Source organism: Enterobacter cloacae complex sp. P27C (assembly GCF_014895705.1).
Lineage (GTDB): Bacteria > Pseudomonadota > Gammaproteobacteria > Enterobacterales > Enterobacteriaceae > Enterobacter > Enterobacter bugandensis.
This window is the reverse complement of sequence record NZ_JADBQB010000004.1, coordinates 442481-462661: the sequence shown is the minus strand read 5'-3', so window position 1 is coordinate 462661 and position 20181 is coordinate 442481. Positions and strand designations below refer to the sequence as shown.

At 54.7% G+C, this 20181-nt stretch carries 18 protein-coding genes; 10 read left to right on the top strand and 8 right to left on the bottom strand.

Translation table 11 applies throughout. The annotated features are described in order from the left end of the window. Position 1 precedes the first annotated feature (1 nt). The 3 genes from IM291_RS10840 to IM291_RS10830 are packed head-to-tail and all read left to right on the top strand — an operon-like array spanning position 2 to position 2308. Positions 2–559, top strand: coding sequence for a fimbrial protein (locus IM291_RS10840; protein WP_047367344.1), 558 nt, complete (start codon positions 2–4; stop codon positions 557–559). Beyond that, positions 559–1191: a fimbrial-like protein gene (locus IM291_RS10835; RefSeq protein WP_320699138.1), complete on the top strand. Its 633-nt coding sequence runs from the start codon at positions 559–561 to the stop codon at positions 1189–1191. Before IM291_RS10840 ends, IM291_RS10835 begins: the two co-directional genes overlap by 1 nt. Positions 1192–1225: 34 nt before the next feature. Next, positions 1226–2308 (top strand): fimbrial protein StkG, encoded by a 1083-nt coding sequence (locus IM291_RS10830; protein ID WP_192971616.1) that lies wholly within the window; start codon positions 1226–1228, stop codon positions 2306–2308. A 1-nt stretch (position 2309) separates the two neighbouring features. Here IM291_RS10830 and IM291_RS10825 read toward each other — a convergent pair whose 3' ends face one another. The 4 genes from IM291_RS10825 to IM291_RS10810 all read right to left on the bottom strand — a co-directional run bounded on the left by IM291_RS10825 (position 2310) and on the right by IM291_RS10810 (position 5859). Next, complete coding sequence (locus IM291_RS10825) at positions 2310–3557, bottom strand: polysaccharide deacetylase family protein (protein WP_192986835.1); 1248 nt, start codon at positions 3555–3557, stop codon at positions 2310–2312. A gap of 63 nt (positions 3558–3620) precedes the next feature. Beyond that, positions 3621–4061, bottom strand: a complete 441-nt coding sequence (locus tag IM291_RS10820) for a PTS sugar transporter subunit IIA (protein ID WP_192986833.1) — start codon at positions 4059–4061, stop codon at positions 3621–3623. Between the two features lie 104 nt (positions 4062–4165). Beyond that, positions 4166–4936, bottom strand: a complete 771-nt coding sequence (locus tag IM291_RS10815; RefSeq protein WP_023334536.1) for an ABC transporter permease — start codon at positions 4934–4936, stop codon at positions 4166–4168. Beyond that, entirely contained in the window at positions 4933–5859 is a 927-nt protein-coding gene (locus tag IM291_RS10810; protein WP_028015540.1) for an ABC transporter ATP-binding protein, read from the bottom strand. The genes IM291_RS10815 and IM291_RS10810 overlap by 4 nt, the downstream gene beginning before the upstream one ends. Positions 5860–5966: 107 nt before the next feature. Here IM291_RS10810 and can point away from each other — a divergent pair, with 107 nt between their 5' ends. After that, positions 5967–6629, top strand: coding sequence for a carbonate dehydratase (can, locus tag IM291_RS10805; RefSeq protein WP_014882586.1), 663 nt, complete (start codon positions 5967–5969; stop codon positions 6627–6629). A gap of 61 nt (positions 6630–6690) precedes the next feature. Here can and hpt read toward each other — a convergent pair whose 3' ends face one another. After that, complete coding sequence (gene hpt, locus IM291_RS10800; protein WP_032644976.1) at positions 6691–7227, bottom strand: hypoxanthine phosphoribosyltransferase; 537 nt, start codon at positions 7225–7227, stop codon at positions 6691–6693. A 208-nt stretch (positions 7228–7435) separates the two neighbouring features. Here hpt and IM291_RS10795 point away from each other — a divergent pair, with 208 nt between their 5' ends. Then, entirely contained in the window at positions 7436–9826 is a 2391-nt protein-coding gene (locus IM291_RS10795) for a glucose/quinate/shikimate family membrane-bound PQQ-dependent dehydrogenase (protein ID WP_049000524.1), read from the top strand. 74 nt (positions 9827–9900) lie between these two features. Here the strand turns inward: IM291_RS10795 and cueO are convergent, their stop codons facing one another. Next, entirely contained in the window at positions 9901–11460 is a 1560-nt protein-coding gene (gene cueO, locus IM291_RS10790) for a multicopper oxidase CueO (RefSeq protein WP_049000522.1), read from the bottom strand. A gap of 145 nt (positions 11461–11605) precedes the next feature. Between cueO and IM291_RS10785 the strand changes: the two genes are divergently transcribed. The 3 genes from IM291_RS10785 (at position 11606) to speD (ending at position 13733) form a co-directional block, all read left to right on the top strand. Beyond that, positions 11606–11953: a YacC family pilotin-like protein gene (locus IM291_RS10785; protein ID WP_014882582.1), complete on the top strand. Its 348-nt coding sequence runs from the start codon at positions 11606–11608 to the stop codon at positions 11951–11953. Positions 11954–12068: 115 nt separating this feature from the next. Next, positions 12069–12938 (top strand): polyamine aminopropyltransferase, encoded by an 870-nt coding sequence (gene speE, locus IM291_RS10780; protein WP_028015536.1) that lies wholly within the window; start codon positions 12069–12071, stop codon positions 12936–12938. After that, the gene (gene speD, locus IM291_RS10775; protein ID WP_192986832.1) at positions 12939–13733 is read left to right on the top strand and encodes an adenosylmethionine decarboxylase; all 795 of its coding nucleotides are present in this window, start codon (positions 12939–12941) and stop codon (positions 13731–13733) included. Between the two features lie 31 nt (positions 13734–13764). On the opposite strand, the gene yacL is transcribed toward speD, so the two are convergent. Both yacL and acnB read right to left on the bottom strand, forming a co-directional pair. Beyond that, entirely contained in the window at positions 13765–14127 is a 363-nt protein-coding gene (gene yacL, locus IM291_RS10770) for a protein YacL (RefSeq protein ID WP_041911228.1), read from the bottom strand. Between the two features lie 190 nt (positions 14128–14317). After that, complete coding sequence (acnB, locus tag IM291_RS10765) at positions 14318–16915, bottom strand: bifunctional aconitate hydratase 2/2-methylisocitrate dehydratase (RefSeq protein ID WP_048338844.1); 2598 nt, start codon at positions 16913–16915, stop codon at positions 14318–14320. A gap of 893 nt (positions 16916–17808) precedes the next feature. On the opposite strand from acnB, the gene IM291_RS10760 reads away from it, so the two are divergent. Next, positions 17809–19356: a DUF3300 domain-containing protein gene (locus tag IM291_RS10760; RefSeq protein ID WP_192986831.1), complete on the top strand. Its 1548-nt coding sequence runs from the start codon at positions 17809–17811 to the stop codon at positions 19354–19356. A gap of 10 nt (positions 19357–19366) precedes the next feature. After that, positions 19367–20158: a DUF2950 family protein gene (locus IM291_RS10755; protein WP_192986830.1), complete on the top strand. Its 792-nt coding sequence runs from the start codon at positions 19367–19369 to the stop codon at positions 20156–20158. Positions 20159–20181 lie beyond the last annotated feature (23 nt).

Below are 20181 nucleotides of genomic sequence, written 5' to 3'. Positions count from 1 at the left end.
TATGAAAAAGAAAATGACATCACTGGTGTTTGCGATGACTGCCATCCTGCCTTCCGTTTGTTTGAGCGCCATTACGGGTACGACGAGCGTTCAGGCCACCTTTACGTCCACCATTGAAGCCGGAACCTGTAATGCCGAGATTCAGGATGCGAGCGGGGCTCCCATTAGCATTTTGCCGTTTGGCGATGTATTTAAGTCCGATCTGGTGAGCCAGAACCGAACAGGGGCATTCAAAATCGCGTTCACTAACTGTGCCGGGGTCAAAAATGCCTCCGTTCAAGCCACGCCGGGTGCTGGCGGGTCCTGTACTGGCAATGCCAAAAATGGGAACTCATATGCAGCCGGGCATAACGTTGGTTTTGAAATCTGGAAAGGTTCTGTCGACTCAGGTTCCCTGCTGAACTGCGCCACGGCCCCAACTTCTATCGTCAACCTGTCTAACGGGGCGGGAAAATTTGAAATGGATGCGCGCATCGTTATTGCTAAAGATAAAACCATTTCTGACGTGACCACTGGTTCGGTCAGCGCCCCTGTGACTTTTATCGTGACCTATCAATAATGTTTATTAAGACTGATAGCTTAAACAGGATGTTCCACTCCCGCTTTAACTTTAGAAGTGCGATGTTATGGCTCGCCTGCTGTCTGGGGTTTCCCGCAGCAGGTTTTGCCTCGAGCCTGGAGATGGATATGACGGCAAACATCATCAACAATACGTGTCAGGTAAGTATTCCGAATGATGGCAAAGTTATTTTACCGATCGTTGGCAAGGGTTGGTTTTATAACTCCGACGGCAGCCCACGGCTACAACCCGGTGACGCAGCTGGGGGAACTCGCTTCGAAATACAGCTGAAAAGCTGTGCGGAAAGTGAATCTGGACTGGCAAAAACCCTGCATTTTGAGTTTAAACCTCAAAGTGGGATAGTTATCGGAAGCTCTCAACAGGTGTTCGCCAATGAAATTCCCGCCTCCGGGGGAGGAGCAGAGAACGTCGGCATTGTGATTTTCTCAGAAAAAGACAATACCAATGTGGTCAATGCGTCAGGAACGTCAGATGTTATTTTTGATGTATCTAACCAAACCGAAAGCCAGTATTTAACAAATTATAATTTCTATGCCCGTTATCAAGACACAGGGATTGTCAGCGCGGGGAAAGTTACCACAAGCGTGCTGGTCAGCGTTATTTACAATTAAAATATACCAAGCATCCGATATAAGGAATTTTTGAATGTGTTATATAGCAGGAGCCGGAACAAGTCATTTCTTCATAAAAGGTGCAGGCCTTGCTTTGTCAATTCTTGCAATAAGTTTCTCTGCATCGGCCGATTTATGGGAATGCAAATTTAATAGTTACAGTGTTCAGCCTATTTCGGATGTCAAAGGTGCAAAGCCCAAGATCGTTCCCCTGGAGAGCGTCAGCGCGCCAACAAAAATAAGCGGCCTTATTGAGTTGCAGGTGACTCCCGGCCTCTACTCCTGGTGCTCAATGGGTAATGATGGCGAGCGCGTCTATCAGAAAACGGACAGTACACTGGTTGTCGGTGGCGTGGACGGAAAAGCACTCTTTAAAACTAACGTAACGGGGATCGCCTATACGCTGGCCATGTACCCGACCAACAACGCTTTTAATGCCTTTTTCCCTTCGACTACAGGAAGTTATGTAGTAACGGCCAATCAGGGAGATAATTCAGATCTGGTTAAAGCAGTATGGTGGTCTGCCCGTATGGAATTTTATCAATTACCCTCATATGCTGGCGTGCCCGCAAGCGTCACACAGATTGGTCCAGTGGCCGGGAATATTGGCAATATTGTCGTAGGTAACCCCAACACATCAGATGAACAGGACCATCCACGTCCGTTAATCACGATACCCGATATGGCCTTCAATGTTCCTGTTGAAAAACCGACCTGCACTCTTACGGCCCCTAAAACCGTAGATCTGGGGGAGTATGATGTTTCCGATGTCGAGAACGATAACACGCAAAAAGTCTCTGCTACCGTGTCAGGGAATTGCACCAACACACGCAAAATTACGATGAAGTTGACCACCAGCAAGACAACCGGGACTGATGGCTCTTTACTCGCGAACACTGCATCGTCGAATGCGGCAAAAGGCGTGGGCGTGTTGCTGAAGTGGCCGGACAACAGCCTGGCGGTGCCTAATTCAACTAACAACTATGCGACAAAAGGGAACACTATCATCCCTTCATTTAGCGAGTCTCTCACGGCTCAGTTGGTTAAGTCTGGTACAGAAAAAATCACTTCAGGCACGTTCAGCGCCATCGGCACGTTGCAGATCACCTACGAATAGCTTATCCCTGCGGCTGATTGCTGATCAGCCGCGACATCGTCTCCAGCGAATCCGTTCTTAAGATATATAGTCGTTTGAGTAAGAACGGATTATCCCCCGGCTTCACCTTCCCTTTCACCGTCGTCACCGCCAGATGAAAACCGGCGTCGTTCGCCGCCTTGATCGCCTTATTGTCATAGCCACCAAACGGATAAGAAAGGTACAGCACGCGCGGGTTGAACTGTGACAGCGCACGACGAGAACGCTCAAAATCAAACAGGGTCACGTGATAGCTGCGGCTCAGTAAGATCGGGTGTTTATACCCGTCAACGCGATGCAGGAAGTGAGTGTGCGACTGAATGTCGAACACATCCTGAATGCCCTTAATTTCCTGAACGCTCATAAACTGCAGCGATTTCGGATCCCACTTCTGCGGATGGCCTTTAATACGTGACGAAATGATAAACGCCGTCGCGTTGAAGCCATACTCTTTCAGCACAGGATACGCGTAGCGGCTCACCGACTTCAGGCCGTCGTCAAAGGTAATCACCACCGCCTTCGCGGGCAGGTTCATCTTGTTGCGCACGTAGCCTTCCAGCTGATACATCGTCAGCGTGGTGTACCCCTGGTCGCGAAGCCAGGTCATTTGGTTGCTGAACGCGCGCACGCTGGTGGTGGTGGAGGTATGACGAAAACGGGTGTTCTCCTCATCGCGCAGGATATGGTGATAGGTCAGAACCGGAATGCCGTTATCTTCCTGCGCGTCCAGGCTGCTTATCCACGCCAGGCGGTTGCCGATGCGGATCTGAAACCAGGTCTGGTTCAGGCGGTCTTTAAGTTTGTTCAGAATGGGATAACGCAGGTTGGCGCTCAGAGTACCAAAGGGCGCGCTTCCGCTGCTGGGCGCGTTATAGACGGGCGTATCTTTCCAGGTGATGAGGTTCTGGTTACTGAGCGGCTTGTTCAGGTCGCCCAGGCTGTCCTCAACGCGTTGCTTACCCTGCACTTTCTCAAGGTGGTCTTTATCAATAAAGCCGGTACCGAACCCGAAGCGAAATTCGTAATAATCCGCCGCGGCGGGAAAGACCGCGATGATCTGCCCTGCGCGAATATTGCCCACGTTAACCACGGAGTTACCTACCTGAGCCCAGATGGCAGCATCCTCAGTGGTTTGCATATATTGAGCAGGAAGCCCTTGCTGACTTATCAGGCTGGCAGACGCCCCGCCGGAAACCAGCAGCAAAAGGAGAAAGAACACGCGCATGAACATAGGATATAAATCGACACAGGAAATCAGTCGCCATTGTAGCAAAAGCGACATCAATACCAATGTTTAATGCTTATACAGATCGTGAAGCAGAACGAAAGGCGGGTTTTTCTGCTGCTGGTGCCACAGGCTGCTCACGCCCGGCGAGCCCTGCGCCACAATGGCATTTCGAAATTCAGCACTGCTTAATGAGGCGCGAAAAGGATACAGGGTTTCGAGTAAAGGCAGGTTGATACCGGAGATTACTTCACAGTTATTATGCTTGTGGCTAAGCAACGCCGCGGCCCGGTAAGGTGCGGCACCGGATTTATCGGTAAGAAAAATCACCCCATCACCGGTATCCGTTTCATGCAGGGCATCGCACATCATCCGGCTGAGCATGTTGGTGCTCAACCCGCGCCAGTAGTTAACCACCCGGCATTGCGCCAGCGGGCCAAATTTGGCCTCAAGCTTATCCAGCATGTCCTGCGCTCGTTCATCGTGGCAGGTGATCACCCATCCCAGCATAACTCTCTCCTTAGCAGGCAAGTAGTTTAGCGGAGTGAAGGTTTGCTTACGGTGATAACCGTCAAAGAAAGTGCCCGGCAACCAGAGCGTCGCCGGGCTGAGGGTTAACTACGCAGACCGCGCCCGCGCTGGATCAGATACCAGCACAGCAGGTAGAAGGCGATGATGAACACCACCAGCACCGCCACCGTGGTAAACAGCGGAACATCGGTAATGCCGAGGAAGCCAAAGCGGAAGCCGCTGATCATGTAGACGATCGGGTTCAGATGCGACAGCGCCTGCCAGAACGGCGGCAGCAGCGTCAGGGAGTAGAACACCCCGCCGAGATAGGTCAGCGGCGTCAGCACAAAGGTCGGGATCAGGCTGATGTCGTCAAACGTTTTAGCGAACACCGCGTTCAGCAGACCGGCCAGCGAGAACAGAATTGCCGTCAGCAGCAGAGTCAGCGCCACGAACAGCCACGAGTGTACCTGGAACGGCACGAAGAACAGCGAAATCGCCGTCACCAGGATGCCCACGCACAGCCCGCGCGCCACGCCGCCGCCCACGTAACCGGCTATGATGACGTGCGTTGGCACCGGCGCCACCAGCAACTCTTCAATATTGCGTTGGAACTTAGCGCTGAAGAACGACGAGGCCACGTTTGCGTAGGCGTTGGTGATCACCGCCATCATAATCAGGCCCGGCACGATAAACTGCATATAGGTAAAACCGTGCATCTCACCAATGCGGGAACCAATCAGGTTGCCGAAGATAATGAAATAGAGCGTCATAGTGATGACTGGCGGTACCAGGGTTTGCACCCAGATACGCATAAAGCGGTTAATCTCTTTCGCCCAGATACTTTTCAGCGCGACCCAATAAAGATGCGTCATGCCTTGTCTCCTTGTTTATCCTGCACCAGAGAGACAAACAGCTCTTCCAGTCGGTTCGCTTTGTTACGCATGCTTAAAACCTGAATCCCCTGCGCGCTCAGCTGGGAGAACACGCTGTTGATCCCCTGCTCGCGCAGCACTTCCACTTCCAGCGTTGAGGTATCAACCAGGCGATACTGGTACCCTTCAAGCTTCGGTAGCGGGCTTTTTGCCGCCAGATCGAGAATAAACGTTTCGGATTTCAGCTTGGAGAGCAGATCCTTCATCGAGGTGTTCTCCACCAGCTCGCCGTGCTGAATGATGCCGATGTTGCGGCACAGCATCTCTGCTTCTTCAAGGTAGTGGGTGGTCAAAATGATGGTGGTGCCTTTGTCGTTAAGATCCTTTAGGAAACCCCACATAGAACGACGCAGTTCGATATCCACGCCTGCGGTGGGTTCATCAAGGATCAGCAGCTTCGGCTCGTGCATCAGCGCGCGGGCAATCATCAGGCGGCGCTTCATCCCCCCGGACAACATCCGCGCACGTTCATTACGCTTTTCCCACAGATCGAGCTGTTTCAGGTACTTTTCGCTACGCTCAAGCGCCTCTTTACGCTCAACGCCGTAATAACCCGCCTGGTTAACGACAATCTGCTGCACCGTCTCAAACGGGTTGAAGTTGAACTCCTGCGGTACCAGCCCCAGTTGGCGCTTGGCGTTTACCACATCTTTTTGCAGGTCGTAACCAAAGACGCTCACCCGTCCGGACGTTTTATTCACCAGCGAGCTGATGATCCCGATGGTGGTGGATTTCCCCGCCCCGTTCGGCCCCAGAAGCGCGTAAAAATCCCCGGCCTCTACTTTTAGATCTATCCCGCGTAGCGCCTGAACGCCACCCGGATAGGTTTTTTTAAGCTGCTCAAGCTCCAGTGCAATTGCCATGAATTTAACTTACCTTCAGTTCTTACACACGTTGTGTGGTTTCATTAAAAGTCGGGTTACCCTATAGTAGCGCAACGCAATTACTTGGTTACAGGTCGCTAACCTCCATGAACGACATAGATACACTCATTAGCAACAATGCACTATGGTCAAAAATGCTGGTGGAGGAAGACCCCGGATTTTTTGGAAAACTCGCACAAGCCCAGAACCCGCGCTTTCTCTGGATTGGCTGTTCAGACAGCCGCGTACCTGCCGAGCGCCTGACCGGCCTTGAGCCCGGCGAACTGTTTGTTCACCGCAACGTCGCCAACCTGGTGATTCATACCGATCTCAACTGCCTTTCCGTGGTTCAATATGCCGTTGACGTCCTGGAAGTCGAGCACATCATTATTTGCGGCCACTACGGCTGCGGCGGCGTGCAGGCGGCGGTTGAAAACCCGGAACTGGGTTTAATTGATAACTGGCTGCTGCACATCCGCGATATCTGGTTCAAACATAGTTCACTGCTCGGCGAAATGCCGCAGGAGCGACGCATGGACACGCTGTGCGAGCTGAACGTGATGGAGCAGGTATATAACCTTGGGCATTCGACCATCATGCAGTCGGCGTGGAAACGCGGGCAGAAGGTATCAATCCACGGCTGGGCGTACGGTATTCACGATGGCCTGCTGCGCAATCTGGAAGTCACCGCCACCAATCGCGAAACGCTGGAGCAGCGTTACCGTTCGGGGATTGCCAACCTCAAGCTTAAGCATGTGAACCATAAATAAAGCCGGGGGTTTTCACCCTCTCCCTGTGGGAGAGGGTCGGAGTGAGGGCATCAGCCTGCAATTACTCGTCCAGCAATACCACTTTCCCAACATACGGCAGATGACGATAACGCTGCGCGTAATCAATGCCGTAACCCACCACGAACTCGTCCGGGATGGAGAAACCGACAAACTCTACCGGCACCTGCACTTCACGACGCTCCGGTTTATCCAGCAGCGTACAAATCGCCAGCGATTTCGGCTCGCGCAGGCTCAGGATCTCGCGCACCTTTGAAAGGGTGTTGCCGGAGTCGATAATGTCCTCAACGATCAACACATCTTTGCCACGAATATCTTCATCCAGATCTTTCAGGATTTTCACATCACGGGTTGTGGACATGCCGCTGCCGTAGCTGGAAGCGGTCATAAAATCGACCTCGTGCGGTACCTGCACTTCACGGCACAGGTCTGCCATGAACATGAAAGAACCGCGCAGCAGACCAACCAGCACCATTTCGCTGCCGCTGTCCTTGTAATGCTCGGTGATTTGACGACCCAGTTCGGCGATACGCGCTTTGATCTCGGCTTCCGGGATCATCACTTCAACAGTATGTTTCATATTACTAACCAAATGATTTTGATGAAAATCTTTCAATGCGGATGAATCTTGCTCCGGCATCGATACGCAAGCCAGCCATTATATCAGTAAATGGATAAGCCTGGCGTATGAGTTATAAAAAGCAAATATTGTGATTCCGATCACACTTGTTAACACCTATAATTAGTTGCTAGCAAATTATTAACAAAAACTGACGAGTACACTTTCTATGGCTGAAACAAACACTAAACAGCCGCGTCTACTGGTGACACTAACAGCGCTATTCGCCGCCTTCTGCGGCCTGTACCTGTTAATCGGTGGCGTCTGGCTGGTCGCGATCGGCGGCTCCTGGTACTACCCGATTGCGGGCCTGGTTATGCTTGGCGTAACCGTCCTGCTCTGGCGTAGAAAACAATCCGCACTGTGGCTGTATGCCGCCCTCCTTCTTGCCACCATGATCTGGGGCGTCTGGGAAGTCGGTTTCGATTTCTGGGCCCTGACGCCGCGCAGCGACATCCTGGTCTTCTTCGGTATCTGGCTAATCCTGCCGTTTGTCTGGCGCCGCCTGATTGTCCCTTCCAGCGGTGCCGTTGCAGCCCTGCTGGTGGCTCTGTTAATCAGCGGCGGCATTCTCACCTGGGCTGGCTTTAACGACCCGCAGGAGATCAACGGTACGCTGAACGCGGAGTCCACGCCTGCGGCAGCTATCTCGCAGGTCGCTGACGGTGACTGGCCTGCTTATGGCCGTAACCAGGAAGGTCAACGTTACTCCCCGCTGAAGCAGATCAACGCGGACAACGTTAAGAACCTGAAGGAAGCCTGGGTATTCCGTACCGGCGACCTGAAAATGCCGAACGATCCGGGCGAGCTGACCAACGAAGTGACCCCGATTAAAGTGGGCAACATGCTCTACCTGTGTACGGCGCACCAGCGTCTGTTCGCGCTCGACGCGGCCACCGGTAAAGAGAAATGGCACTTTGATCCACAGCTGAACTCCAATCCGTCGTTCCAGCACGTGACCTGTCGCGGCGTCTCTTACCACGAAGCGCGCGCCGATAATGCCAGCCCGGAAGTCATTGCCGACTGTCCTCGCCGCATTATGCTGCCGGTGAACGATGGCCGTCTGTTTGCCATCAACGCTGAGACCGGCAAGCTGTGCGAAACCTTCGCCAACAAAGGCATTCTGAACCTGCAGACCAACATGCCGGACACCACGCCGGGTCTGTATGAGCCAACCTCCCCGCCAATCATCACCGATAAAACCATCGTGATTGCCGGTTCGGTAACGGATAACTTCTCTACGCGTGAAACCTCCGGCGTTATCCGTGGTTTCGACGTGAACACCGGTAAACTGCTGTGGGCTTTCGACCCGGGCGCGAAAGATCCAAACGCGATCCCGTCTGACGAGCACACCTTTACCTTCAACTCGCCGAACTCCTGGGCACCAGCCGCGTATGACGCGAAGCTGGACCTGGTCTACCTGCCGATGGGAGTATCCACGCCGGATATCTGGGGCGGTAACCGCACGCCGGAGCAGGAACGTTATGCGAGCGCTATCCTGGCGCTGAATGCAACCACCGGTAAGCTGGCGTGGAGCTATCAGACCGTTCACCACGATCTGTGGGATATGGATATGCCGTCCCAGCCGACGCTGGCGGACATTACCGTTAACGGCAAAACCGTACCGGTCATTTACGCTCCGGCTAAAACCGGCAACATCTTCGTGCTGGATCGCAGCAACGGTAAGCTGGTTGTGCCTGCCCCGGAAAAACCGGTTCCGCAGGGTGCGGCCAAAGGCGATTACGTCAGCAAAACCCAGCCGTTCTCTGACCTGAGCTTCCGTCCGAAGAAAGACCTCAGCGGTGCAGACATGTGGGGTGCCACCATGTTTGACCAGCTGGTGTGCCGCGTGATGTTCCATCAGCTGCGCTATGAAGGCATCTTCACGCCGCCGTCTGAGCAGGGTACGCTGGTCTTCCCGGGCAACCTGGGAATGTTTGAGTGGGGCGGTATTTCCGTCGACCCTAACCGTCAGGTGGCGATTGCCAACCCAATGGCGCTGCCGTTCGTTTCCCGTCTGATCCCACGCGGTCCGGGTAACCCGATGGAGCAGCCGAAAGACGCGAAAGGCAGCGGGACCGAAGCCGGTATCCAGCCGCAGTATGGCGTACCGTTTGGCGTTACCCTGAACCCGTTCCTGTCTCCGTTTGGTCTGCCGTGTAAACAGCCTGCCTGGGGTTACATCTCCGGTCTGGATCTGAAAACCAACCAGATCGTCTGGAAAAAACGTATTGGTACCCCACAGGACAGCATGCCGTTCCCGATGCCGGTTCCGGTGCCGTTCAATATGGGTATGCCAATGCTGGGTGGTCCAATCTCCACAGCCGGTAACGTGCTGTTCATCGCGGCAACCGCAGATAACTACCTGCGCGCGTATAACATGACCAACGGTGAAAAACTGTGGCAAGGCCGTCTGCCGGCCGGTGGACAGGCAACGCCGATGACCTATGAAGTGAATGGCAAGCAGTACGTTGTCATTTCTGCGGGTGGTCACGGTTCGTTTGGTACGAAGATGGGCGACTATATTGTCGCGTATGCATTGCCGGACGAAGGCAAATAAAAGCAAAACGGCAACGAAAGTTGCCGTTTTTTGCAATGCAGGCCGGGTAAGGCGAAGCCGCCACCCGGCTTTTTTTATACGGTAAAACCGAGCATCATCCCCGTATCTTCATGCTCCAGCAGATGACAGTGCGCCATATAGGCAAACTCTTCAGGCGCTTCATGGTCGAACTTCACCAGCACCTCGCTGACGCCGCCTTCCACTCTCACCGTATCTTTCCAGCCTGCTCGATGCGCTTCCGGCGCTTTGCCGTTCTCAGACAGAATACGGAACTGCGTGCCGTGGATATGGAACGGGTGCAGCATCATGTCCCCTTCCCCTGAAACCACCCAGCGCTCAAACTGCCCCTTCGCGGCGGCAAACATCGGCGTGTTCATATCGAACGCTTTGCCGTTGATCTTGTTGGCGTTGTGGAAATCGAACCCGTGACCGCCGTGATCCATACCGCCCATTTTGCCGTGGTCCATATTCATGTGGCCCATCATCTGGCCGTGGTGCATTCCCGCCATGGCCTGATTGCCATACTTTTTCATCAGCGCCTGCATGCCCATCATGTCAAGCATCGGGTCCATGGAGAGCTGAAGCTTACGCTGCGTGAGCCCATCCAGCGACGGGAGAGCTGGCAGCGTGGCTAAGGTGTCCGGCAGCATACCGGAGGCCGTGACCTGTAGCGGCTGAATGCGCAGCACCGGATGCGGTTTATCAAACGGCGCCACTGCCATCCCCATCTGGCTGACAGGCAGCGTTACCAGGTCAAACGGCTTGCCGTCGCTGATGTCCACCAGCACTTCGAAGCGTTCGCCCATCAGCATCGGCAGCTCGCTCACTTTTACCGGTTCCGGCAGCAGGCCGCCATCGCTTGCCACCACGTAAAGCGGGCGCTTATCGCTGGTGGCGAAGTTCAACGAGCGGGCGTTACAGCCGTTAAGCAAGCGCAGGCGCAGCCAGCCTTTCGGGGCGGCGTGCTGCGGATAGATCGCACCGTTGGCCAGCAGCGTATCGCCAAACCAGCCGACCGCCGCGCTCATCACGTCCAGCTGGTAGTCAATCTGCCCGTCAACGCTGAATTTTTTGTCCTGCACAATCACCGGCACATCGTCGATACCCCACTGTTTCGGCAGGCGCAGGAGACGGCTTTCGTCATCCTCAATCAACACCAGTCCGGCCAGCCCCATTGCCACCTGATGGCCCGTTTTGCCATGCTGATGCGGGTGGAACCAGCAGGTTGCCGCCCGCTGGTCAGGGGTAAAGGTTACGCTGCGTTTACCCCCTGGCTTGATAACACCCTGGGGACCACCATCCACTTCGCCCGGGACTTCCAGCCCGTGCCAGTGCAGTGTGGTCTCCTCGGCAAGCGTATTGTGGATATCCACCGTCACCGCTTTCCCTTTGCGTAACTGAAGCGCCGGGCCGAGCAGATTGCCGTTGTAGCCCCAGGTTGTGGCGCTGTGCCCGCCGAAGGAGGTTTTACCGGCCTGAACAACGAGCTGAATACGGCTACGGGCGTCTGCGGTCAGTAAGTCAGGAATGGGTAAGGCAGGCCTTTCAGCCGCAAAAACCGCGCGGCTCCAGAGTGGTAATGCGCTGGCAACCCCCAGCACAGCGGAATATTTTAAAAAATCACGACGTTGCATGTTCATTTCCTTATTTCCAGCAGGCGATCTTTTGAGCATAAACCCTCCCCTTACCGGAAGGTCAAGTAAAGCGGCAATAATAAAGATCGTCGCACTGGCATCAAGTGTGCTAACGTTAATTTTCCGTGAAGAAGTGGTAGAAGCAATGAAGACGTTTTTCAGGACAATTTTGTTCGGAAGCCTGATGGCAATGTGTGCGAACAGCTATGCGCTCAGTGAAAATGAAGCGGAAGATATGGCCGATTTAACGGCGGTTTTTGTATTCCTGAAAAATGATTGTGGCTACCAGAATTTACCCAACGGGCAAATTCGCCGCGCGCTGGTCTTTTTCGCCCAGCAGAACCAGTGGGATCTCAGCAACTACGACAGCTTTGACATGAAGGCGCTAGGTGAAGACAGCTACCGTGACTTGAGCGGTATTGGCATTCCCACGGCTAAAAAATGCAAAGCGCTGGCCCGCGATTCGCTCAGCCTGCTCGCCTACGTGAAATAACCTTCCCGACGCCCCCTGTTCAACCTATACCCGTGCAACCACGGTTATAGTTAGCTATCATGTTTCGCTCATTTTTTGTGAGCGTTACGGATGTTAACAAAGGAGGAGTCCGCGTATGGCCGACCACACGTTGTGGCATGAAACACTGCATGACCAGTTTGGTCAGTACTTTGCCGTTGATAACGTGCTCTATCATGAGAAAACGGATCACCAGGATCTGATCATCTTCGAAAACGCCGCCTTTGGCCGCGTGATGGCCCTGGATGGCGTAGTGCAAACGACCGAGCGCGACGAGTTTATTTATCATGAGATGATGACCCACGTTCCGCTGCTGGCCCACGGACACGCGAAGCATGTTCTGATTATCGGCGGCGGCGACGGCGCAATGCTGCGCGAGGTTTCACGTCATCGTTCCATTGAAACCATCACCATGGTTGAGATCGATGCGGGCGTGGTCTCTTTCTGCCGCCAGTACCTGCCCAACCATAATGCCGGCAGCTATGACGATCCGCGCTTTAATCTGGTTATCGACGACGGCGTTAACTTTGTTAACCAGACCACGCAGACCTTCGATGTGATTATCTCTGACTGTACCGACCCCATCGGCCCTGGCGCGTCGCTGTTTACCTCCTCGTTCTACGAAGGCTGCAAGCGCTGCCTGAACCCTGGCGGGATCTTCGTCGCACAAAATGGCGTCTGCTTCCTGCAGCAGGACGAAGCGCTCGACAGCCATCGCAAGCTCAGCACCTATTTTGGTGACGTCAGCTTCTATCAGGCGGCGATTCCAACCTATTACGGCGGGATCATGACCTTTGCATGGGCAACGGACAACGACGTGCTGCGTCATCTCTCTACCGAAATTATCCAGGCCCGCTTCCATCAGGCCGGGCTCACGTGCCGCTACTACAATCCGGCTATTCATACCGCAGCGTTTGCTCTGCCGCAGTACCTGCAAGACGCATTATCCACTAAGGGGGTGAGCTAATTGAAAAAGCTTAAACTACATGGCTTTAACAACCTGACTAAAAGCCTGAGTTTTTGTATTTACGATATCTGCTATGCCAAAACAGCGGATGAACGCGATGGTTACATCGCCTATATCGATGAACTCTACAACGCCAACCGTCTGACCGAGATCCTGTCAGAAACCTGCTCGATCATCGGTGCCAATATTCTGAACATCGCCCGACAGGATTATGAGCCCCAGGGTGCCAGCGTCACCATTCTGGTCAGCGAGGAGCCGGTCGACCCGCAGCTTATCGACAAAACTGAACACCCGGGTCCGCTTCCGGAAGTGGTCGTCGCCCACCTCGACAAAAGCCATATCTGCGTTCACACCTACCCGGAAAGCCACCCGGAAGGCGGGCTGTGCACGTTCCGCGCGGATATTGAAGTATCGACCTGCGGCGTGATTTCCCCGCTGAACGCGCTGAACTATTTAATCCACCAGCTGGAATCGGACATCGTCACGATTGATTATCGCGTGCGCGGTTTTACCCGTGATATCAACGGCATGAAGCACTTCATCGACCACGAGATCAACTCCATTCAGAACTTTATGTCCGAGGACATGAAATCGCTGTATGACATGATGGACGTGAACGTGTACCAGGAAAACATCTTCCATACCAAGATGATGCTTAAGGAGTTCGACCTTAAGCACTACATGTTCCACACGAAGCCGGAAGATTTAAGTGAAGAAGAGCGCAAGGTCATCACCGACCTGCTCTGGAAAGAGATGCGCGAAATCTACTACGGCCGCAATATTCCGGCCGTGTAAGTGTTGCCCGGAGCAGGGACGCTTCGGGAAGTTACTTCTGTTTCATAAACTCACGGTAGGCATTCACTACCTGCAGGAAGTCTTCCACGCCGCACAGCGACAGGCTCTCTTCGTCGTAGTAGCTCATCCCCTCTTCCATCTCATCCCCTGAAAACTCAAGCTGGTTGGCGCGCACCATCACCTCTTCGCCGTCCATCCACAGGGTGTATTCATGTCCGGCGCGTTGCCAGGAGCGCTCGCTGCCTTTCACCGTATTTGCCGCCTGTTCGACTTCATCAAGAAGGGCGAGATTTTCTTTCACCTCTTCGTTAAACCAGTGTCCAACGGCTTCGTGCCCCATCGACATGCGCACTTTCACCACACCGGTGATGTCGCGCAAAAATTCGTAATCCATAGCGTTTTCCTCAGCAAAGCCATTAGGGTAATTATCGCAGCAGAGGGAAAGAAAAAAAGCGGGAGAGGTGGGAGGAATGAAAATAAAAAGGTGAGAGCAAGACCCTGCGGCCTGATGCCCTCACCCCGTCCCTCTCCCACGGGAGAGGGTGCAAACACTAAAAACCGTCTCGTAGAGACGGTTTTGCTGTTTATACTGCCGTCTGGAAGATCACCCCGTCAGCCTTCTCGGTGTACTGAGAAAGCTGGTCGAAGTTCAGATAGCGATAGGTATCCACCGCCGTCTTATCCACCTGCGCCACGAAGGTCTGGTACTCTTCCGGCGTTGGCAGTTTGCCAATCAGCGCCGCAACCGCCGCCAGCTCCGCAGAGGCCAGGTAGACGTTCGCACCAGTACCTAAACGGTTCGGGAAGTTACGGGTAGAGGTGGAAACCACCGTCGCACCGTCGGCTACGCGCGCCTGGTTACCCATACACAGGGAGCAGCCAGGGATTTCGATACGCGCTCCGCTCTTACCGAACACGCTGTAGTAACCCTCTTCGGTCAACTGAGCCGCGTCCATACGGGTTGGCGGTGCCACCCACAGGCGGGTCGGCAGCTGGCCTTTGTGGGTATCCAGCAGCTTACCGGCAGCACGGAAGTGACCGATGTTGGTCATACAGGAGCCGATGAACACTTCGTCGATCTTATCGCCCTGCACGTCAGAGAGCAGACGCGCATCGTCCGGATCGTTCGGCGCACACAGGATTGGCTCTTTAATATCCGCCAGATCGATGTCGATCACCGCCGCGTACTCTGCGTCTGCGTCAGCTTCCAGCAGCTGCGGATCCGCCAGCCATTTCTCCATACCCTGAATACGACGCTCCAGCGTACGACGATCGCCGTAGCCTTCTGCAATCATCCACTTCAGCAGCACGATGTTGGAAGTCAGATACTCAATGATCGGCTCTTTGTTCAGCTTGATGGTACAGCCTGCCGCAGAACGCTCGGCGGAGGCGTCGGTCAGCTCAAATGCCTGCTCTACTTTCAGATCCGGCAGACCTTCAATTTCCAGGATACGGCCAGAGAAGATGTTTTTCTTCCCTTTCTTCTCAACGGTCAGCAGACCCTGCTTAATCGCATACAGCGGGATCGCGTGAACCAGATCGCGCAGAGTGATGCCCGGCTGCATTTTGCCTTTGAAGCGCACCAGCACGGATTCAGGCATGTCCAGCGGCATTACGCCGGTCGCTGCAGCAAACGCCACCAGGCCGGAGCCCGCCGGGAAGGAGATACCGATTGGGAAACGGGTATGGGAGTCACCGCCGGTACCCACGGTATCCGGCAGCAGCATGCGGTTCAGCCAGGAGTGGATGACGCCGTCACCCGGACGCAGAGAGACACCGCCGCGGTTCATGATGAAGTCTGGCAGCGTGTGGTGCGTGGTCACGTCAACCGGCTTCGGATAGGCCGCCGTGTGGCAGAAGGACTGCATCACCAGGTCAGAAGAGAAGCCCAGGCACGCCAGGTCTTTCAGTTCGTCACGGGTCATTGGGCCAGTGGTGTCCTGAGAGCCCACGGAGGTCATCTTCGGCTCGCAGTATGCGCCAGGGCGAATACCGGCGACGCCGCAGGCACGACCCACCATTTTCTGTGCCAGCGAGAAGCCGCGGTTGCTTTCTGCCACGTCTTTCGCGTGACGGAAAACGTCGGAGTGCGGCAGACCCAGCGCTTCACGCGCTTTGGTGGTCAGGCCACGCCCGATGATCAGCGGAATACGGCCACCAGCACGCACTTCGTCAATCAGCACGTCGGTTTTCAGTTCGAAGCTTGCCAGCAGCTCGTTGGTTTCGTGGTTGCGCACTTCGCCTTTATACGGGTAGACGTCAATCACGTCGCCCATGTTCAGGTTGCTCACATCCACTTCAATTGGCAGCGCGCCCGCATCTTCCATGGTGTTGAAGAAGATTGGCGCAATTTTGCCGCCGAGGCACAGGCCGCCGCCGCGCTTGTTCGGCACGTGCGGAATATCGTCGCCCATGAACCACAGTACGGAGTTGGTGGCAGACTTACGGGAAGAGCCGGTACCCACAACGTCACCGACGTAGGCCAGCGGGAAACCTTTTTGTTGCAGCGCTTCGATCTGTTTGATCGGGCCCACCACGCCCGGCTGATCCGGCTCAATGCCTTCACGGGCGTTTTTCAGCATCGCCAGGGCGTGCAGCGGGATATCAGGACGAGACCACGCGTCCGGTGCCGGAGACAGATCATCGGTGTTAGTTTCACCGGTCACCTTAAAGACGGTCACGGTAATTTTTTCCGCCAGCGCAGGGCGGTTCAGGAACCATTCGGCATCGGCCCAGGACTGCATCACCTGCTTCGCATAGACGTTGCCCGCTTTGGCTTTTTCTTCTACGTCGTAGAAGTTATCGAACATCAGCAGCGTGGAAGAGAGCGCTTTAGCGGCAATCGGTGCCAGCTTGTCGTTATCCAGCGCGTCAATCAGCGGATGAATGTTGTAACCACCCTGCATGGTGCCGAGCAGTTCAATGGCTTTTTCAGGAGTAACCAGTGGGGAGGTGGCTTCGCCTTTGGCGATAGCAGCAAGGAATCCGGCTTTTACGTAGGCAGCTTCATCTACGCCAGGCGGTACGCGGTTGATCAACAGATCTAACAGGAATTCTTCTTCGCCCTTAGGCGGGTTCTTCAGCAGCTCGACGAGCGCGGCCATTTGGGTTGCATCTAAAGGTTTGGGTACAATTCCCTCGGCGGCACGTTCTGCTACGTGCTTACGGTATTCTTCTAGCACGACGGTTCTCCTCGCTCTCATTGTCATATGCGGCGGGCGTTCTCTTCACGCTCCTGTGAGACAGCAGTTTGTAGGGTAAATGCCCGATACCGCGTCGGGCAGCATAGCAGGATTTCTGCACAGTGTTAATCCGTTTACAAAAAAGCAACATTAAAAAGTTTGCTGAATCGTTAAGCATGGTGTAGCGGGGAGGCGAGGTGAATTTTGGGGACAAAAAAACCGCCTGATAGCGGTTATTTTGTTGCCTTGCGGTGGTAGCACACCGGGTTGGCAGATTTGCGGCAATGCACTCGGCATGAATAATGCTCCTGAGTATGCAGATCCGCAAGCACATATTTTGTATTTACGAGCCGCCATCCAGTTTCGAATGTAAAAGGATGAAACTGCATTTCACCTCTTTTCAGTCCATTTCGGCTGTAATACTGTTGCCCCCGGCCTGCTTCGCTGGTGTAGCAACCAGTCACCGGGCCCGGAAGCAGTTCCGTAACCTACGCGGCAATGTACTCATTTGCCTGGTTCTGCCTTTTCCGGTGAAGAAGGAACCCGCGTAGCCTGTACAGGAACGCACGCAATGGAGATGCGAATCACTGCGCTGATCGTTGCAATTGGTTTACTGCTAACTGCGCTGCACGGTGGCTGGAACATATCCGACATCACGGTGCTGTTTGTCGTCAACCTCGGCAACTAGCTGCTGGCCGCTCGTAAGAGCGGCCTTCTGAATTCCCGGCGCCTTTACCCGCATCGCATATAATTGTGTAATAAATACTCACACTCTTTATCCGGACGTACCGGACGCTTCCCAATAAAAGTCAAAACAGTAAAAGACGGGTGAATAATACTCACGCCAACCGTAACGCCTCACGGCACAGCGCCTGTCTCGTTGGAGTCATTTTATGAAGTTGCCCTTTAAGCCACATCTGCTTGTCCTTCTGTGCAGTGCCGGGCTGTTTGCCGCCTCAGGCGTCATGTTTGTCAAAAGTCGTGCAACGGAACCCGTTGCGCCAGCCCCCGTCGCGCAACCACCGTCAGCGCCTACCGCAGCCCAGCCGGCCCCTGTCGTCGCGCCAACCTACACTGCCGCGCAAATCGATCAGTGGGTTGCCCCCATCGCGCTCTACCCGGATGCTCTGCTGTCACAAATCTTGATGGCCTCGACCTACCCGGCCAACGTGATTCAAGCGGCGCAGTGGTCCAAAGACAACCCCAAAATGGAAGGGGACGCCGCGATTCAGGCCGTTGCCAGCCAGCCCTGGGATCCCAGCGTAAAATCCCTGGTCGCGTTTCCTCAGCTTATGTCGCTGATGGGAGAGAATCCGCCGTGGGTACAAAATCTGGGCGATGCGTTTCTCGCGCAGCCGAAAGATGTGATGGATTCGGTGCAACGGTTGCGCGCGCTGGCGCAGAAGACCGGCGCCTTGCAATCTACGCCTCAGCAGACGGTCACCACGGTAACGAAACCCGCACCTGCAAAAACCAGCACCACCGAATCAACGTCAACCACCACGTCCGCACCGGCCCCGACGGTGATCAAAATTGAATCTGCCGACCCGCAGGTGATTTACGTCCCCACCTATAATCCCAATACGGTTTACGGGACCTGGCCTAATACCGCCTATCCGCCAACCTATCTCCCGCCGTCACCCGGGGAGCAGTTTGGCAATAGCTTCGTCAACGGCTTAGGTTTCAGCCTGGGTGTCGCCACAACTTATGCCATCTTCAGCAACATCGACTGGGATGATGACGATGACTGGGACCATCATCATGACGGTGACTGGGATAATCACGGCGGCTACAACCGCAACGGTGATAACAACATCAATATTAACGTTGAGAACTTCAATAAAATCAGCGGACAACGTCTGGCGGACGCCAACCGTACCTGGCAGCACAACCCGGCCTATCGGGAAGGTGTCCCCTACCCGACAAACCAGCTCAACACGCGTTTCCACTCCACCGACACGGCCACGGGGCTTAGTGCAACGCAACAACCGGTTAATCGCGATAGCCAGCGTCAGGCGGCGCTGAGCCAGATGGAGAAATCGACAGGTAAAACCTTCCCACAGACTTCTCGCCCGGGCACGAAAGCGGCGCAGCGACAGGCCTCAAGTGAACAGCTGAAACAGATTTCTCAGCGCAATAACTACCGTGGCTATGACACCAAACCGCAGACGGCGAAGCGGGCCACCACGCAGCAGCGAGAAAACCGCCAGACCACCGCGCAGAGACAAGAGAAACGGGTTCAGCCCTCTCAGCAACGTCCCTTCCAGCAGCGAAACAGTCAGCTCCGGGCCAATGCACTGAGCGGCAACGACAGCCGTTCCGCCAACTGGCAGGCGCAGCAGCAGCGTGGGGCGCAAAGCAGACACCTCACCGCTCGTCAGCAGCAGCTACGCCCGGCAGCGGCTGGACGTGCTGAACACCGTGAATTCCGTCATCGCTAAGGGAGCCGACATGAAACGTAAATTACTCAGTGGAATGGTGTTGTTCATGGTCTCGGCGACCGTCATGGCGCAGCAATCGTTCAGCTCACCAGAACAGGCTACCAATGCGCTGGAAAGCGCCATCCGCGATCAAAACGAAAGCGCGATGAGCAATCTGCTCGGTGAGAACTGGCGCGACTTCATGCCCCCTGAAGGCGTTGATCCTGACGCAGTCGATCGCTTTCTGCGCGACTGGAAAGTCCGTCATAACACCATTGTCGAAGGCGATAAAGCGCATCTGGTAGTCGGAGACAGCGGCTGGCAACTTCCCATTCCGGTGATCAAAACCGCCTCCGGCTGGCAGTTTGACATCAAAGAAGGCGCCGAGGAGATCCTGACCCGCGAAATTGGGCGCAACGAACTTGCCGCCATCGAAGCCCTGCATGCTTACGTGGCCGCTCAGCAGAGCTATTTTGCGATGAATCAGAAATACGCGCAGAAGATTGTCAGTTCTGAGGGGAAAAAGGACGGTCTGTACTGGCCCGTCTCGCCCGGCGAAGCGCCAAGCCCGCTTGGCCCGGCATTTAGCCCTAAAGAGCCAGGCGCGGGTTACCATGGCTATCGCTTCCGCATCCTGCCGGATAATCACGGTTTCGCGATGGTGGCGTGGCCTGTCAGCTATAGTCAGACAGGCGTCATGAGCTTTGTGATAAACCAGGACGACAAGGTGTACGAGTCCGATCTTGGCAGCGATTCGGAGCAGAAGGCCCGGGCGCTGGCCTCATACGCACCTGATAACACCTGGCAGCCTGTAGCACCCTGAACGCCGCGCATAAAAAAAGCGGC